General features: G+C 29.9%; 15 protein-coding genes. All 15 read left to right on the forward strand.

Going from position 1 to position 19254, the window contains the following annotated elements:
- Position 1: 1 nt before the first annotated feature.
- The 15 genes from NNC19_RS20250 (at position 2) to NNC19_RS20320 (ending at position 19163) form a co-directional block, all read left to right on the forward strand.
- The gene (locus tag NNC19_RS20250) at positions 2–2857 is read left to right on the forward strand and encodes a penicillin-binding transpeptidase domain-containing protein (protein WP_310940513.1); all 2856 of its coding nucleotides are present in this window, start codon (positions 2–4) and stop codon (positions 2855–2857) included.
- Between the two features lie 139 nt (positions 2858–2996).
- The gene (locus NNC19_RS20255) at positions 2997–5894 is read left to right on the forward strand and encodes a penicillin-binding transpeptidase domain-containing protein (RefSeq protein ID WP_310940514.1); all 2898 of its coding nucleotides are present in this window, start codon (positions 2997–2999) and stop codon (positions 5892–5894) included.
- A gap of 136 nt (positions 5895–6030) precedes the next feature.
- A complete protein-coding gene (locus tag NNC19_RS20260; protein ID WP_310940515.1) occupies positions 6031–8949 on the forward strand; it encodes a penicillin-binding transpeptidase domain-containing protein in 2919 nt (972 codons plus the stop codon).
- 149 nt (positions 8950–9098) lie between these two features.
- Complete coding sequence (minC, locus tag NNC19_RS20265; RefSeq protein ID WP_310940516.1) at positions 9099–9746, forward strand: septum site-determining protein MinC; 648 nt, start codon at positions 9099–9101, stop codon at positions 9744–9746.
- A 19-nt stretch (positions 9747–9765) separates the two neighbouring features.
- Complete coding sequence (minD, locus tag NNC19_RS20270) at positions 9766–10563, forward strand: septum site-determining protein MinD (protein WP_310940517.1); 798 nt, start codon at positions 9766–9768, stop codon at positions 10561–10563.
- 11 nt (positions 10564–10574) lie between these two features.
- Positions 10575–10844, forward strand: a complete 270-nt coding sequence (gene minE / locus NNC19_RS20275) for a cell division topological specificity factor MinE (protein WP_310940518.1) — start codon at positions 10575–10577, stop codon at positions 10842–10844.
- 199 nt (positions 10845–11043) lie between these two features.
- Complete coding sequence (locus NNC19_RS20280) at positions 11044–12150, forward strand: FtsW/RodA/SpoVE family cell cycle protein (protein ID WP_310940526.1); 1107 nt, start codon at positions 11044–11046, stop codon at positions 12148–12150.
- Positions 12151–12339: 189 nt separating this feature from the next.
- Positions 12340–13443 (forward strand): FtsW/RodA/SpoVE family cell cycle protein, encoded by a 1104-nt coding sequence (locus tag NNC19_RS20285; RefSeq protein WP_310940527.1) that lies wholly within the window; start codon positions 12340–12342, stop codon positions 13441–13443.
- An 11-nt stretch (positions 13444–13454) separates the two neighbouring features.
- Positions 13455–13817, forward strand: coding sequence for a methylglyoxal synthase (gene mgsA / locus NNC19_RS20290; RefSeq protein WP_310940519.1), 363 nt, complete (start codon positions 13455–13457; stop codon positions 13815–13817).
- Between the two features lie 125 nt (positions 13818–13942).
- Positions 13943–14710 carry a M23 family metallopeptidase gene (locus tag NNC19_RS20295; protein WP_310940520.1) on the forward strand — a complete coding sequence of 256 codons (768 nt, stop codon included), beginning with the start codon at positions 13943–13945 and terminating at the stop codon, positions 14708–14710.
- Between the two features lie 26 nt (positions 14711–14736).
- Positions 14737–15600 (forward strand): peptidase M50, encoded by an 864-nt coding sequence (locus tag NNC19_RS20300; protein WP_310940521.1) that lies wholly within the window; start codon positions 14737–14739, stop codon positions 15598–15600.
- A gap of 143 nt (positions 15601–15743) precedes the next feature.
- Complete coding sequence (locus NNC19_RS20305; protein ID WP_310940522.1) at positions 15744–16640, forward strand: NrtR DNA-binding winged helix domain-containing protein; 897 nt, start codon at positions 15744–15746, stop codon at positions 16638–16640.
- Positions 16641–16652: 12 nt separating this feature from the next.
- Positions 16653–17282 (forward strand): isochorismatase family protein, encoded by a 630-nt coding sequence (locus NNC19_RS20310; protein WP_310940523.1) that lies wholly within the window; start codon positions 16653–16655, stop codon positions 17280–17282.
- Positions 17283–17329: 47 nt separating this feature from the next.
- Positions 17330–17686 (forward strand): hypothetical protein, encoded by a 357-nt coding sequence (locus tag NNC19_RS20315; RefSeq protein ID WP_310940524.1) that lies wholly within the window; start codon positions 17330–17332, stop codon positions 17684–17686.
- 16 nt (positions 17687–17702) lie between these two features.
- On the forward strand, positions 17703–19163 hold the full coding sequence (locus NNC19_RS20320) for a nicotinate phosphoribosyltransferase (protein WP_310940525.1): 1461 nt from the start codon (positions 17703–17705) through the stop codon (positions 19161–19163).
- Positions 19164–19254 lie beyond the last annotated feature (91 nt).

Raw genomic sequence — 19254 nt, forward strand, 5'->3', positions numbered from 1 at the left:
TATGGTGGTTAAAAAACCAAAAGAAAAAAAGAAACTTTCTAGGTATACAATATTTTTATTAATTATGGAAGTCGTATTTGCTGTGGTTATCGGAAGGCTTATATATATTCAAATATATAAGCATGATGATTATAAAGAAAGAGCAGATACGACTTCCACTAAATTTGTATCAGAGAAATCGCCTAGAGGTATTATATATGATAGAAATGGAAATGTATTAGCTACAAATACACAAACCTACTCTATGATGTATACGACTACAGAAGAAGCGGATAAAGTATTTTTTGCTACTATGGATTCTGTATTTTCTATTTTATCAGAGAATGGAGAGAAATTTATAGATGATTTAATGATAAAATTAAGTGGAAATGGAGAACCATATTTTGCATATAAAACTACTACTAAAAGTGATCAAAATGCAGAAGAAATAAGATTTAAAATAGATAGAGGGTTTAATGAGGAAATAGAAAAAGAATTGTATGGGGATGAAACTACGAATCTAACAGAAGAGCAAAAAAGTGTAGTAAATGAAAAACTTGTAGGAATATCTCCTAAAGAAGCTTTTTATAAATTAGTTAAAAGTTATAACTTAATTAAATTGATTGATGAAAATCCAAGTGATGAAAAAATTAAAGAATATAGTGGAATGTCAGGAGAAGAATTGACCAATATGCTTCTGAAAAAGTATTCTTATGAGCAACTTAGAAAATATATATTAGTAAAAGATACATTAAAAATGCAAAGTTTTAAAGGATATAAAACAGTAATATTATCAACAAATATTAAAAGGGATACTGCATTGATTATACTTCAAAAGTTAAATGATTTACCAGGAATAGATATTAAATTAGAACCCACTAGATTATATCCATATAATGAATTGGCATCCTCAGTAATTGGATATATGTCGGCAATAAACCCTTCAAATGAGCAAAAATATGAATTAAGAGGATATGATGCATCTAGTGATCTTGTAGGTGTTTCGGGAATAGAATCAGCATTTGAAGAGCAGTTAAAGGGAGTTAAAGGGGGAACGACAGTCAAGGTTAATTCAAAGGGAAGGGTTACAAAAGAGTTATTTAAACTAGAGACTTATCCAGGAAACAATATACATTTAACAATAGATAAAAATATTCAATATGCTGCAGAGCAATCATTGAAAGATACTATGGAATCTATTAGAAATTCAAATGAAGCTCCATATCCAGGGGCAACTAGGGGAGCTGTTGTTGCTGTAGAAGTTAATACTGGTAGAATATTAGCAAGTGTTTCATATCCTAATTACAATCCAAATATATTTGCTATTTCAGGTCAGTTAACAAGTGATCAAACCAAAGAATATTTTAGCCCTAATTTAGAGAGCTTTGGAGAAAAATTTATAAATTCTAGAGGATTAAATAAAACTATAGATGAATTATTTCCAATTGTTGATGGATTAAGAACAGATCCATATGATTTATACCCAAGAGCATTTTATAATTATGCTACACAAGGATTAATTCCTCCAGGATCTACATTTAAGCCATTAACAGGGCTTATAGGATTGGAAAAGGGAGTGGTTTATCCTTCAAGCACAATCTATGATAAAGGTAAATTTAATGATCATCCAGAGACTTTTGGAACTGCTTTTGGCCCGGAATGTTTACTTTATACTAATTATCATGTTACTCATGGAAATACAGATATAACTCATGCATTAGAGGTATCATGTAATTATTATTTCTATGAAGTAGCTTACAGATTATATAAGCAAGCTGGTTCAGGGGTAGAAGGGCTAGATAGTATAGCAAAATATGCATGGAAATTTGGATTAGGTGCAAACCCTAGTACTAAAGAAAGAAATAGTACAGGAATTGAAATAGAAGAGAATTTTGGGCAAGTGTATAATTTCACTTCTTTTAAAAATCAATCTATTTTATATGCTAAATTTGAACTTAGAGATTATTTAGAATCAGGAAAGTATAAAGGTATAAAATTCTTTGTTCCATTTGATTATTCAAATAATGGAGACGATAGTGAAAGATTAAAAGAAATAAAAATATCTTTAAAAGATAAAGTTGCAGATAGATTTAACAAAATTGGAGTAGATAACAGTGGATTAAATACAGATGAATTTGCCAAAACATTATTAGATGACATAAAGAATATAATGAATCTTTCAAATAAATATAAGCAAAATGTTAGTGAATATGAATCAAAATATAATAAAAAAGTTAATCTAGATTCACAAGCACAAATAATAGCAGAAGTAATAGCTAGGTTTGTAGTAAATGATAAGGGATCAGAAATTACATCTCCAGCACAAGCGATATATGCATCTATAGGTCAAGGAATGAATAATTTTACTCCAACACAATTAGCATCATATGTATCAACACTTGCAAATGGTGGAACTAGATATAAATTACACTTTGTTGATAAGGTAACAAGTTCAAATGGAGATATTATACAAAAATATGACCCAGAGGTACTTGATAAAATTGAGTTGAAAGATTCAACAATAAAGGCCATCAGGGAAGGTATGTATAAAGCTAATAATGATGAAGGGGGAACAGCTGCAAGGGTATTTGGCAATTTCCCAATAAGAACTGGAGGGAAAACAGGTACTGCTGATTTTGCAGAAAGGCAAAAAGAAATTGGAAGGGCACCATATGCTACTTATATAAGTTTTGCTCCACTTGAAAATCCAGAAATAGCTTTTGTAGGAGTAATATATGATGGAGGTCATGGTTCATCTACAGCACCAGTGGCAAAAGCTATATATGAAGCTTATTTTAAAGAAAAATTAGAAAAAGAATTTCCATGGTATACATCAGCTTCTACTACATATCAAAAATATGTAGTAGGTGCTCCATAAAAAGGGTTAGTAAAAAAAGAAGTTATCATAAAAAGATAACTTCTTTTTTATTACTTTTATCTTATATAATTCAAAATATGTGATTAAAATGGTATAATTTCTATTATAAGGAAAAACAGCTTTATAAGTGGGGGATTAAATGATAATTAGTAGACAAAAAAAGAAGAAAAAATTTTCGAGATATAGTGTGTATATATGGATAATGAGAGTGGTATTTGCTGCAATAATTTCAAGGCTTTTCTATATTCAAATTTATAAGCATGATGATTATAAAGAAAAGGCAGATACACAGGCAACAAGATTTGTATCAGAAAAGGCGCCAAGGGGAATTATATATGATTCAAAAGGAAATATATTAGCTAGCAATAAGCAAACATATGCTATGACATATACAACAACTCCAGAAGCAGATGGAAGTTTCTTTAAAACAATAGATTCAGCTTTAGCATTACTTTCAGAAAATAAAGAAGGAATTGAAGATGATTTAATATTGAAATTGGATGGCAATAGTGAGCCATATTTTCAGTTTAAGAGTACAACTGAAAGTGCTAAAAAGGCTGAAGAGATACGTTTTAAAAGAGATAGAGGATTAAATGAAAAAGTTGAAAAAGATTTGAATTTTGATAGTAAAAAAAATGATTTGACAGATGATCAAATAAATCTTGTTAATGAAAAGCTTATTGAAATAACTCCAAAAGAAGTTTTTTATTATTTAGTAAAAAGTTATAATCTAATAAATTTAATAGATCCAGAGCCTAAGGATGTAAAAAGTAAAGAATATAAGCAATATAGGGAAAGAGCTGAGGAGTATAAAGAAATGGATGAAGAAGAATTAACTAATTTACTTCTTAAAAATTATTCTTATTCTCAACTTAGAACTTATATGGTGGTGAAAGATGCATTAAAAATGGAGAGTTTTAAAGGTTATAATTATAAAACTGTTACTTTAGCTAGTAATATAGAAAAAAACACAGCTTTTATAATAAAGCAAAAATTAAATGACTTACCTGGAGTGGATGTAAAATCAGTACCAGTTAGATTTTATCCATATAATGATTTAGCAGCATCAATTCTTGGATATATATCTCCAATAGATAATTTAAGTAAAGAAAAATATGAATTAAGAGGATATGATATATCAACAGATCTTATAGGAGTTGCAGGGATTGAATCTGCTTTTGAAGATGAACTTAAGGGAGTTAAAGGGGGAACTACGGTTAAAGTTAATTCAGAAGGAAGAACAACAGAAGAATTATTTCAATTGCAATCTTATCCAGGAAATAATGTACATTTGACAATTGATAAAAATATTCAATATGCAGCAGAAAAGTCATTGGTTGATACGATGGAACATATTAGAACAGATTCAGATAAAGGGTATCCTGGAGCCAATAGAGGCGCAGCGGTTGCAGTTGAAGTAAAAACAGGAAGGATATTAGCTAGTGTATCTTATCCAAGTTTTAATCCAAATAAATTCACAATTTCTGGAGGATTGACAGATCAAGAAACAGAAAAATGGTTTAGTCCAGATTTAGATAAATTTGGGACGGATTATATAAGTTCACGAGGTTTATCAAAGTCACTAGATGAATTATTTCCTAAAGTAGATGGAGTTAGAACAGACCCATATGATTTGTATCCAAAGCCCTTTTATAATTATGCACACTTAGGTTTGTTACCACCAGGATCAATTTTTAAACCTCTTACTGCCATAGCAGGGCTTCAAGAAGGAGTCGTTGGACCAACTGAAATGGTATATGATAAAGGAAAATATGATATACATCCAGAGGTTTATGGAGATAGTTTTGGACCTAAGTGTTATGAATTTTCATTAGGGCAACAAGCACATGGAAACATAGATGTTACTAGGGCACTTGAAGAATCTTGTAATTTTTATTTTTATGATGTAGCTTATAGATTGTACAATAAGGGGGGACAAAATATACCAGCTCTTGATTCTATTGCAAAATATGCATGGAGATTTGGTCTAGGTGTGGACCCAAATAGTAAAGAAAAGGCCAGTACAGGAATTGAATTGGAGGAAAGCTATGGACAAGTATATAACTTTCAATCTTATAAAAATAGAGCAATAGATTCTTCTAAATTTATATTAAGAGATTTTTTAGAATCAGGGTCTTATAGTGGAAATGGAAGTAAATTTATCCCATTTGACTATTCAGACAATGAATATGATAGTGAAAAGTTAAGAGCAGCTAAAACTAGTTTGAAAGGTAAAATAACAGAAATATTAAAAAAGATAGGAACAAATGATGAGGTGAAATCTACTACTGTCTTTGAAAAAGATATTATGGAAGATATAAAAACTATAATGAACACATCCGATAAATATAAAGAAAATGTAAAGAAATATGAAGAGAGTGATAAAGGTAAGTTTAATATAGATTCACAATCTAAGCTTGTAGTTCAGGCTATTTCAAAATATGTAGTTTATGATAGGGCATCAGAAATTAAATCACCAGGAGAACAAGTTTATTCCGCAATTGGACAAGGAATGAATGCATTTACACCAATGCAATTAGTTCAATATATCTCTACATTAGCTAATGGGGGAACTAGATATAAATTACATTATGTTGATAAGATAACTGATCCAGATGGAAATTTAATTCAGGAATATAAACCAGAAGTTATAGATAAAATTGATATAAAACCAGAAGTTAGAAATGCTGTTGTAGAAGGTATGGAAAAGGTTAATAATGATGATGGAGGTACAGCTAAGGTTACATGGGAAGGGTTTCCTATAAATACTGCAGGTAAAACAGGAACTGCAGATGCCAAAGATGATCAAGAGGATTATGGAAGAAAACCATATGCGACATATATTAGTTTTGCACCTGCTGATAGTCCTGAAATTGCAGTTGTAGCAGTGGCTTATGATGGCGCGCATGGTTCTTATGTTGCACCAGTTGCAAAAGCTATTTATGAAGCATATTTCAAAGAAAAATTACAAAAAGAGCATCCAGATTATGTTGCTAAATCAGACTCTTTTCAAAAATATGCATTGGGAACTCCTTAAAATGAAAAAAGAAGTTATCTTAAAAAATGATAACTTCTTTTTTTTATTACTTTTTTGTTACATACTGCAAAAATTCTTGTATTAGTGATATAATTGCTAGTGGAAGTTATAGATGTAAACATAGGTGGAGGTTAAAATGATAGTTAATAGACCGAAGAAAAAGAAAAGACCCTCAAGATATAATATTTTCTTAGGGATAATGGGAATAATATTTACAGTCATCATTTCAAAACTTGTATATGTTCAATTGTACAAGCACGATGATTATAAGGATCAAGCAGATACAACTGCAACTAGATTTATATCGGAAAAAGCACCTAGGGGAATAATATATGATGCAAATGGAAATATATTAGCTACCAATCAGCAAACATACACAATAAAATATACAACAACCACAGAAGCTGATAAACACTTTTTTAATACAATTGATTCAGTTTTATCAATACTTTCACAAAATAGTGAAAGCTTTCAAGACGATTTAGCATTAAAGTTAGACAATAAAAATGAGCCATATTTTCAGTTCACAGGAACAGATGAAACCACTAGAAAGGCTCAAGAGGTGCGATTTAAAAGAGATAGAGGTTTAAATGAAGATATTGAAAATGAATTGTATGATGGTAAGACTAGTGATTTAACAGATGATCAAATAAATGCTGTTAATGAAAAGCTTATGGATATAACTCCAAAAGAAGTCTTTTATTATTTAGTGAAAAGTTATAATTTAATTAATTTAATAGATCCAGAACCAGAAGATGAAAAATTGGCAGAGCATAAAGCATATGAAGAAAGAGTTAAAAATTATAAGGATATGTCAGGAGAAGAGATAACAAAACTACTTCTAGATAAATATTCTTATAGTCAACTTAGAACTTATATTGTAGTAAAAGATGCATTAAAAATGGAAAGTTTTAAAGGATATAAATCCGTTGCTGTAACCAGTAACATAAAAAAGGATACAGCCTTAATAATAATGCAAAAACTAAATGATCTACCAGGTATTGATGTAAGTTTAGAACCAATAAGAAGTTATCCATACAATGAATTAGCTTCTTCAGTTCTTGGATATATATCTCCAATAGATACTTTGAGTAAAGATAAATATGAATTAAGAGGATATGATTCATCTACTGATCTTATAGGTGTTTCAGGAATAGAATCCTCATTTGAAGATCAACTTAAAGGAGTAAAAGGTGGAACGACAGTTAAAGTTAATTCCAAAGGAAGAGTGACAGAAGAAATGTTTCAACTTCAAACTTATCCTGGGAATAATGTTCATCTGACAATTGATAAAAACATTCAATATGCAGCAGAGCAGTCATTAATAGATGCAATGACAAATATTAGAGCAGGTGGAACAGGGGAAGCTTTCCCAGGAGCAACTAGAGGAGCAGCTATTGCTGTAGAGGTTAAAACAGGAAGAATACTAGCAAGTGTGTCCTACCCTAATTATGATCCGAATAAGTTTGCTATTTCAGGACAATTGACAGATAAAGAAACAAAGGAGTATTTCAGTCCGGACTTAGAAGCCTTTGGAAAGAATTATATAAAATCAAGAGGATTATCAAAAACAGTAGATGATTTATTTCCTAAATCATCAGATGGAGTTAGAACAGATCCATACGATTTATATCCAAAGAGATTTTATAATTATGCAACTCAAGGCTTATTGCCACCAGGGTCAACATTTAAACCCATTACAGGAATAGCTGGTATGCAAGAAGGGGTAGTAAAACCTAATGAAACAATAGTTGATAAAGGTATATTTAAAGAGCATCCAGATGTATATGGAAAAAGTTTTGGACCAGAGTGTTTAATATATTCTAATAGTGGAGGAAGTCAGACTCATGGAGCAGTAGATGTAAGTGGAGCACTAGAAGTATCTTGTAACTATTATTTCTATGAAGTAGCATATAGATTATACAAAAATGGTGGGCAAAATATATCAGCTCTTGATGCTATTGCAAAATATGCATGGAAGTTTGGCCTTGGAGTAGATCCAAATGGAAAACAAAAAGCTAGTACAGGAATTGAAATAGAAGAAAATTTTGGGCAAGTATATAATTTTGAATCATATAAAAATAATGCAATAGCATATTCAAAGTATGATTTAAGAGATTTCTTAGAGGCAGGTTATTATGCTGGAAATGGAAATAAGTTTGTGCCTTTCGATTATTCAGATAATGAAGATGATAGTGAAAAGTTGAAGAAAGCAAAAACTAGTTTGAAAAGCACAATAACAGAAGCTTTCAAGACAATTGGGACAAGCAATGAAGTAAAAACAAGTGAACTAGAAAAAAATCTATTGGATGATGTTAAAACAATTATGGATACATCAGACAAATATAAAGAAAATGTAAAAAACTATGAATCAAGCGGAAAAGGAAAAGTAGATGTAAATGCCCAAGCTAAACTTGTAGTACAATCTATTGCAAAATTTGTAATTAGTGATAGAGGAGCAGAAATTAAATCACCAGGACAACAAGTATATTCAGCTATAGGACAAGGGATGAATGCATTTACACCAATGCAAATGGCTCAATATGTATCAACATTAGCTAATGGTGGAACCAAATATAAATTACATTATGTTGATAAAATAACAGATCCAGATGGAAATGTAGTTCAAGAATATAAACCTGAAGCGTTAGATAAGGTTGATATAAAACCAGAAGTTTATAAAGCTATTTTAGAAGGTATGAAAAAAGTTAACAATGATGAAGATGGTACAGCAAAAGCTACATGGAATGGATATCCTATTGAGACAGCAGGTAAAACTGGTACTGCGGATTTTGGAGAAAAGCAAACAGATTATGGAAGAGCACCATATGCTCCGTATGTCAGCTTTGCACCAGCAGATAATCCAGAAATTGCAGTTGTAGCTGTAGCTTATGATGGTGGACATGGTGGGTCTGTTGCACCAGTAGCTAAAGCGATATATGATGCTTATTTTAAAGATAGACTACCAAAGTCTTATACATCAAGTTCAGCATCATTTAAAAAATATGTAGTAGATGCACAAACTAAGAAACCAGATAATAAGACAAGTAAATAGACATTTTATAAAAAAGAGTATCTTTTAAATTATAGATACTCTTTTTAGTACATTAATGATATAATTATAGGGAAAAAGTATATATTAAGGAGGAATTTAATCATATTAATTGAATTAATATATAGCATATAATTGGTGGAGGGTAGCCAATGGAGAAAAGTGGAGTAATTATAAAAGGCAACAAAAATGGGATAAATGCATTAGTTGACATGGATAAGTTTGGAGGATTCCAAGATATGTTAACTAGGCTGACAGAAAAATTATCAAAGGGTAAGAAATTTTATAAAGATTCGACCCTGTACATAACAATTAATATTTCTGTAATAAATGAGAGAGATATGGTAAAACTAAAAGATATACTCTTTGAAGAGATAGGTGTCAAAGAGATAATTGTAGAAGACATAAAAGTGAAAGAAAAGCAAAAAGAAGTAAAGACATTTAATGGTATTTATGAGGGAAGAACTAAATTTATAGAAAAAACGGTTAGGGGAGGACAGACTGTCAATTTCCCGGGGAATATAGTGATAATTGGAGATGTAAACAGTGGTGCTGAGGTATTTGCAGGTGGGAATATAATAGTTCTAGGGAGTATAAAAGGAAATGTTTTTGCAGGAGCTAGTGGTAATAGTAAAGCTATAATTGCAGCATTTTCACTTCAACCGGAGATACTTAAAATAGGAGACATAATAACTATTTCACCAGATGATAGTCCAAAACCACGATATCCAGAAGTGGCAAAGGTAAAAGATGGAGCCATTATAGTAGAACCGTATTTAACTAATAAATATATTTATTAATTCTTGGAGGGATAATTAAATGGGAGTGTCAATAGTAATAACATCAGGTAAGGGCGGCGTAGGAAAGACGACTACAACGGCAAATATAGGAACTGCTTTAGCTGCTTTAGGAAATAAAGTAGTAGTAGTAGATGGAGATACAGGTTTAAGAAATTTAGATGTGTTAATGGGTTTAGAAAATAGAATTGTATATACATTGATGGATGTAATAGAAGGAAGATGTAGGCTTAAACAAGCACTTATAAAAGATAAGAGATTTTCTAATTTATGTTTACTTCCAACAGCACAAACTAAAGATAAAGATGATATAACAGCACAAGATATGTTAAAACTTGTAGGAGAACTTAAGGAAGATTTTGATTATGTATTAATTGATTCTCCAGCAGGTATAGAACAAGGCTTTGAAAATGCAGTTATTGGTGCAGATAAAGCAGTTGTGGTGGTTAATCCAGAAATAACTTCAGTTAGAGATGCAGATAGAGTAATAGGAAAACTTGATGCAAAAGGATTGGAAGATCATGGAGTGATAGTAAACAGATTAAACTATGATATGGCAAAAAGCGGTGATATGTTAGATGTTTCAGATATTATAGAAACATTATCTGTAAAGCTTGTAGGTGTTGTTCCAGATGATAAGAATATAACAGTATCTACAAACAAGGGAGAACCAATAGTTCTTGAAGATAAATCTAAATCTGGACAGGCATTTAGAAATATTGCAAAAAGAATTACAGGAGAGGAAGTTCCTATAATGGAATTAGGAAAAGAATCTTCTGGATTCATAGGATCATTGAAGAAGCTTTTTGGACGTAAGTAGGGGGTGTATTCATGGGAATTTTTGGTGGATTTGGCAGTAAACAAAAACCTAAAGATGTAGCAAAGGATAGATTAAGGTTGATTTTGATACACGATAGAGGAGATATACCAGAAGAAACTATTGATAAAATTAGATTTGAAATATTGGAAGTTCTATCAAAATATATTGATATTCATGCTGATGATGTTGAAATATCAGTTACAAAAAGTGAAGCAGTTGAGGGAGATACTGGGTCAGCTTTAGTTGCAAACATTCCAATTAAGGGAGTTAGAGGTAGGTAAATAAAATAAGTAGAATTGTTGAAATTAATATCAACAATTCTACTTATTTAATTATTTATTTGAAATTTAATCTAAAAAAAGAAATATAATAATTAATATGAATATTAATATTTTATTTAAAAAATACGGAGGTGGGACCGTGATTAAAGAAAAAGGGCTTATAAGTAGGTATAAGTTAGATTTTAGATTAGTTAAAGATATGGATAAAGTGCTTCTGTTTTCTATGATTGCTTTGGTTATATATGGGTCATTCAATATATATTTAGCAACAAAGGGCAGAGCAAATGATTTACCACCATTTAATTATGTTAGAAGACAATTAGCTTGGTTTGTATTTTCATTAATTATTTTGTACTTTGTAATAGTTATTGATTATAAAGAAATTTTTAGGTATGTTCCAATATTTTATTGGGGATCTGTAGTTTTGTTGATTTCAGTTTGGATACCACATGTTGGTGTTAAAGTAAATGGTGCAACTGGATGGATTAGACTTCCTGGAATACCGCAATTACAACCAGCTGAGGTTGCTAAGTTTGCAATTATTTTAATGATAGCAAAAGCATTGGATGATATGGATTATGAAATAAACAATATAAAGAATATTTTTAAAATCTTTGTATGGGCTATGATTCCAGTAGGATTGATTTTAGCTCAACCAGATATGGGAATGACTATGGTATGCTTCTTTATAGTACTTGGAATGCTTTTTATTGCAGGTTTAGATAGAAGGATAATAGGAGGAGGATCTTTAGCTTTATTTTTAGCAATTGTAGTATTGTGGAATTCAGGTTTTATACTTCCTTATCAAAAAGGTAGAATATTATCATTTATGAGTTCTGATGCAGAAGATTCTGCAAATGGATATCAAGTAAATCAATCTATAATAGGAATAGGCTCTGGAGGTCTTTGGGGATCAAGACCATCAATAAATCCTAATGTAGTTCCAGGATATTCAGGAACCCATGTACCCGAAGTACAGACCGATTTTATATTTTCGGCTATAGGAGAACAATGGGGACTTATAGGAGCAATAATATTGTTATTTTTATATGGGGTACTTATTTCAAGAATGATTGCTATAGCTAGAAATACAAAGGATAGACAAGCATCAGTCGTTTGTATAGGGCTTGTCTCATATTTCTTGTTTGCTATAACTGAAAATATTGGGATGACTATAAAAATAATGCCAACAACAGGGATAACATTGCCTTTAATAAGTTATGGAGGAAGCTCTCTTCTTACAACAATAGTAGCAATAGGTTTAGTTTTAAATATTGGTATGAGGAAGAAAAAAATACATTTTTAATGGGGGACCTTTATTTAGCCATTTATTAAAAAATTATTATATTTCGATATATTTCTATTTTAATTATGGAGAAAATTAATATAATAATATATAATTAATATGTTATTCTAAAAGTATGGAGGTCAGACTTTGATTAAAGAAAAAGGACTAATTAGTAGATACAAGTTAGATTTTAGATTACTTAGAGATATGGATAAGATGCTTTTATTTTCCATGATAGCTTTAGTTATATATGGTTCACTTAATATATATTTAGCAACTAAAGGTGGAACAAATGACTTACCAGCATTTACTTATGTTAAGAAACAATTAGCTTGGTTTGTGCTTTCTTTAGTAGTTTTATATTTTGTGATAGCCATAGACTATAGAGATATGTTTAGGTATATTCCAATATTTTATTGGGGATCTGTGGTTTTACTTATTTCAGTTTGGATACCACATGTTGGATTAAAAGTAAATGGTGCAACTGGATGGATTAAAATTGCAGGACAACAAATGCAGCCTGCAGAGTTTGCTAAGTTTGCAATCATATTGATGATAGCAAAAGTATTAGATGATATGGATTATGAAATAAACAATATCAGGAATATTTTTAAAGTTTTTGTATGGGCTATGATTCCAGTAGGATTGATTTTAGCTCAACCAGATATGGGAATGTCCATGGTATGTTTTTTTATAGTTCTTGGAATGCTCTTTATTGCTGGGCTTGATAGAAGGATAATAGGGGGAGGAGCTTTTTCTCTATTCTTAGCAGTTGTAGTACTGTGGAACTCAGGGATTATACTACCTCACCAAAAAGCTAGAATACTATCATTTATGAGTTCAGATGCAGAAGATTCTGCAAATGGATATCAAGTAAATCAATCATTAATAGGAATAGGTTCAGGAGGTCTTTTGGGATCAAGACCATCATTAAGTCCAGATGTAGCTCCAGGATATTCAGGAACTCATGTACCTGAAATTCAAACTGATTTTATATTTTCAGCTATAGGAGAACAATGGGGATTTATTGGGGCAATAATATTATTGCTTTTATATGGAATGCTTATTGCAAGGATGATAGCCATAGCTAGAAATACAAAAGATAAATTTGCATCTGCTGTTTGCATAGGGCTTGTCTCATATTTCTTATTTGCTATAACTCAGAATATTGGAATGACTATAAGGTTATTACCGATAACTGGAATAACATTACCGTTAATAAGTTATGGAGGAAGTTCTCTTCTTACAACAATAGTAGCAATAGGTTTGGTTTTAAATATTGGTATGAGGAAAAAGAAAATACATTTCTAGGGGGAAATTTTATGAAGATCGCATTAATTGCACATGATAAGAAGAAGGAAGAGATTATTAAGCTTGCTATTGAGTTTAAGGATAAACTTAAAAATCATGAACTAATAGCAACTGGAACTACTGGATTAAAGATTTCAGAAGCTACAGGCTTAAATGTTAAGAGATACTTATCAGGACCATATGGTGGAGACCAAGAAATTGGGGGAAGAATTGCAGAAGGAAAAGTAGATTTAGTTATATTTTTAAGAGATCCACTAACTTCACAGCCACACGAACCAGATGTATCAGCACTTATAAGAGTATGTGATGTACATTCGACACCAGTAGCAACAAATATAGGAACAGCTAGAATAGTAATGAATACAATTGATTAAAAATAAGTTCTAAACTTTTTATAGGTTTAGAACTTATTTTTTTGTAGAGAATTGTATATTGGTAAAAATCATAAATCTAATTAGTTGAAAATATAATTTATCATAGAACTATATGGAGGAAATGTATGGGAAATTATAAAGCTCAATATGAGAGATACTATGGAAATGTAAAAAGTAAAGGAACAGGAGCTAAATATAAAAGTATAGGTTCTGCTAATAATGGAATAAGAAATAGTGGTAATTCAAATATTCCAAATAAAATAGCTACTAAGTTGATTTGGCAATTTGGAGGAGCTTTTGTATTAATAGGATTATTGTTAATTATAAAAGAAATACCACTTGAAGGAACAAAAGAAGCATATACTGTTTCAAAAAAAATGATAGATGAAAAATTTGATGTTAATGAAGCAGTAATGGCAATTAATATACCAGATCCTGATGGATATAAAGAAAAAGTTTTAGATTATATTGATGAAGCTAAAAGCTTTATGATAGGAGAAAAAACTTTAAAAGAAACTATAAAAGAAGAATATGCAATTCCTACAGTGGGAAAAAAGAAAGTTATAGATGAATCTGATAAAGGTATTGCTATAGTAACTGATGGAGATAAGGATGTTAATGCAAGTTTTGATGGGATAGTAAGAGAAATAAATGAAGAAGATGGAAGTAAACATATAGTGGTGGACAATGGGAATGGAATAGAAACTTATTATGGATTGCTTTCAGAAGTGAAGGTGAATGAAGGTGATGAAATTAAAAAGGGACAAAATATAGGAAAAACAGGTAGTATTGATTCTTCAGGAACAAAAGGGATGATATTTAAAATAATTTATATGGGAAATGAGAAAGATCCAAATGAAATGATGGATTTATCATCATTAGAGGAGGTATAGAAAAAGCAATGTAGTAGGAGTATTGTATGAAGAAAAAAACTAAGATATATCTATTAGAATTTTTAGTTTTAATGGTTATAGGTAGTTTTTATAGCAAGTTATTTTTGGGATTTATTTGGGTAATCCTGCATGAAATAGCCCATATTATAGTAGCAAGGAATTTTGGGGTAGAGTCATATGGAATACAGCTTCATATTGCAGGGGTTAGCACAGAACTTAAAGAAGTGGATGATTTGAATGAAAGACAAAAATTAATAGTTTTCTTAGCTGGACCTCTGTTTAATATGGGGGCAATTATTTTGCTATTTTTATTAAGGCAAAATTTTAATATATCTTATATTGAAAGCAGTATAGAAACTAATTTAGTGCTCTTTATATTCAATATGCTACCAGCATATCCCCTTGATGGCGTAAAAGCTTATGAAATTATTTTAGGAAAAAATATTTTGTACAAAAAGGTAAAAAAAATATTAGTCAATATAAGTTTTGGAGTAGCAATAGTTTTATCATTACTATTCTTTGGTACTTTGTATATACATAAAGTTAATTTTAGTTTATTACTAGCAGCCATATTAATAACATATTCAACCTTCTTAGAAAAAGAGAAAACTATATATATTATGATGGGAAATTTATTCAAAAAGAGAAGAAGGTTAATTAAAGAAGAATATATTGATAATAAAAGTATATCAGTATATTACAAAAAAGATTTGGTTAAGGTATTAAGTTTAGTAGATAGAAATAAATTTAATTCTTTCTTTGTATTAGATGAAGAGCTGCAACTTTTAGGAGTAATTTATGAGGATGAGCTCATAGATGCTTTAAAGAAGTATGGTAATATAACTTTAGAAGAACTTTTATTAAAAAATGAACAGGATAGTAGTAATTAGCTTTATATATACTTGGAAGGAGAGAGTTTCAAGGTTATATAAAGCTTATTTTTTAAAAAACACTTGCAAGTTTATCCATGAACAGATATAATAAAGACATAAGATACATATAATCAATTTGATTATAAGAGGAGGAACGAAAATTGCTCAATAAAAATGGATTAACAGAAGAAGAATTTTTAAAAAATTATAATCCAGGGAATTATGAAAGACCTTCATTAACAGTTGATATGGTTTTATTTACACTTGATGATGAAGAAGAGAATGATATAAAAAAAGTTCCTGAAAAAAAGTTAAAAGTTTTATTAATTAGAAGAAAAGATCATCCATTTATGGGGTGCTATGCAATACCAGGAGGCTTTGTAGATATTAAAGAAAATATTGAAAGTGCAGTATATAGAGAACTTAAGGAAGAAACAAATATAGATAATGTCTATTTAGAACAATTATATACATGGGGAGAAGTTAATAGAGATCCTAGAATGAGGGTTGTGTCAACATCTTACATGGCTTTGGTTAATAAAGAGGATATAAATCCAAAAGCAGGTGATGATGCAGATGAAGTAGAGTGGTTTGATATTAGCAAAAAAATTATAAATTCACAAGAGCTCAAGGTAATATCTCAAATAAAGCTAGAAAATAAAAAAAGAAATATTTCTATTACTTATGAGATAACAGAAAATATTGAGGTAAAAGGTTATAATAAAACATCCACATATGATACTAAGCTAGTAAAAGGTGAAAAGCCATTAGCCTTTGATCACATCCAAATATTAAATTATTCTCTTGAAAGAATGAGAAATAAGGTTCAATATACAACAATAGCCTTTAGTTTACTTCCAAGATTATTTACTTTAATGGAGTTGCAACAAGTATATGAATTGTTACTTGGAAGAGAATTAACCAAGCAAAACTTTAGAAGATGGATTACTCCAATGGTTACTAAAACAGATGAAGTAAAGAAGCACAGGGCTCATAGACCATCAGCTCTATATAAGTTAAATGAAAGTTATATTATAAATGAGATTAATAACATTTAAGGAGGAGAGAATATGCTAAATGCACTTCTAGGTATTAAAAATGAAATAGGAAAATTAAAAAGTATAAAGTTAGAGGAAATATTAGATAAAAATACAACTTTTATAGTAGTTGATATGGTGAGAGGATTTTATGATGTTGGACTATTAGCATCAGATAGAGTAGAGAAAACAATTAAACCTATAGAAAAGTTAAATGAAAATTTAAAAGGACATAAGAAAATATTTTTTATAGATAGTCACACTAAAGAATCAGTAGAATTTAATGATTATCCAGAGCACTGTTTAGAAAATACGATAGAAGAAGAATTAATTGATTCTATCAAGGAAGATGATAATACAACATTAATTAAGAAAAATAGTATTAATGGATTTCATGCACCAAAGTTTAAGAAATGGTTAGAAGAAAATAAGGAAATAGAGAATTTTATAGTAGTGGGTGTATGTAGCAATATTTGTGTTGAGACTTTTGTTATAACTTTAAAAACTTACTTCAATCAATTTAATATGAATAAGAGAATAATAGTTCCAATGAATTGTACTGAGACATATAAACTTGGAAATCATGATGCAGAGTTAATGAATTTAATGGCATTTTATAAGATGAAAAATAATGGGATAGAGATAGTTCAAGAAATAAAATAAATTTTTTTAACATATCTTATCATCAATTTGATTATAAGGAGAGCGCTATGAAGAATTTTTATATTGAATTTATAAATAAATTAATGAAAGACTTTAGATTTAAAGATATGGAATTATCTTTTACAGAAGATAGGAGAAAATATTATAAAGAAGGAAAAGTATTTGAATTAAAAATTTTAAGAGTTGCTCTTAAGGTTGATGTTAAGAATGGACTATTTTTAAAAACTTATGGATTTAGAGTAAATCATATAGTTGAAGATAATTTAACAGAGTTAGTTATTGATAATGGTTATACAAAGAAAAAAATAAAAGGTTTAAATTATAGTATAATTAGTTCAATGATGTTTGAAAAATCAACAAAAGATATTAATAGAAGGGATTTAAGTACTACATTAGTACTTTAAATAATGGTGAAGTGAAATGAAAAAATTAGATTTTAGAGAAAATAGAAATATGAGCATGTTAATGGATTTTTATGAATTAACAATGAGTAATGCATATCTTTTAGATGGAGTAGGAGAAAAAATAGCATACTTTGATATGTTTTTTAGAAAAGTGCCTGAACAAGGTGGATATGCTATAATGGCAGGACTTGAACAGGTTATAGAATATATAGAAAGCTTAAGATTTGATGAGAAAGATATAGAATATTTAAGAGGTTTAAATATATTTAATGATAAGTTTTTAAATTATTTATTAAACTTTAAGTTTACAGGATCAATTTATGCTGTGCCAGAAGGAACTTTAATATTCCCAAATGAACCTATAATAACAGTAAAGGCTCCTGTAATAGAAGCACAACTTTTAGAAACTATGATTCTTTTAACTGTTAATCATCAGTCTTTAATTGCAACAAAAACCAGTAGAATTTGTAGAGCTGCTGATGGTAAATCAGTACTTGAATTTGGTGCAAGAAGGGCACAAGGTTATGATGCAGCAATTTATGGAGCTAGAGCAGCTTATATTGGAGGGGCAGATGGAACAGCTACAACAATAGTTGGAGAAAAGTTAGGAATGCCTGTATCAGGAACAATGGCTCATTCATGGATTCAATTTTATGAAGATGAATATGAAGCATTTAAGAAATATGCAGAATACTATCCTGACAATTGTACCCTATTAGTTGATACCTATTCAGTATTAAAATCTGGTATTCCAAATGCAATAAGAGTGGCAAAAGAAGTATTGGAACCAATGGGTAAGAGATTAAGGGGAGTGAGGCTTGATAGTGGAGATATGGCTTATCTATCTATTAAAGCTAGAAAAATGCTTGATGAAGCAGGGTTTACTGATTGTAAAATAGTAGCTTCTAATTCACTTGATGAACGTACAATAACATCTCTATTTAATCAAGGAGCTAAGATAGATGTGTTTGGGGTGGGTGAAAGACTTATAACTTCTAAAAGTGCACCTGTATTTGGAGGAGTTTATAAACTTGTTGCAGTTGAAGAAGAGGGTAATATAATTCCTAGAATTAAGTTATCTGAAAATGTAGAAAAGGTGTCTAATCCGGGATATAAAAAGGTATATAGAATTTTTGATAAGGATACTAATAAAGCTTTAGCAGATGTTATAACTATGGCTGATGAAGTGATTAATGAAAGAGAAGATTATGTTATATTTGATCCAGTTTTTACCTGGAAGAAGAAGACTTTAAAGAATTTTTATGTTAAAGAATTGCAAGAACCCATATTTGTAGATGGAGAATTAGTTTATAAAAATCCAACTTTAGATGAGATTAAAGCTCATACTAAAGCTCAATTAGATAATACATGGGATGAAATAAAGAGGTTTGAAAATCCACATACTTATTATGTTGATTTATCTAAGAAGCTATGGGATGAAAAAAATATGCTAATTGAAAAATTGAAGGAAAAATAGAGATAAAAAATCATGGGGCTGTATCAAAATAAATTTGATACTATCCGATAAAAAAAGAGAATTCAAAATTGAATTCTCTTTTTTAGCGCAT

The organism is Clostridium sp. SHJSY1, from assembly GCF_031626875.1.
Classification (GTDB): domain Bacteria; phylum Bacillota; class Clostridia; order Clostridiales; family Clostridiaceae; genus Clostridium.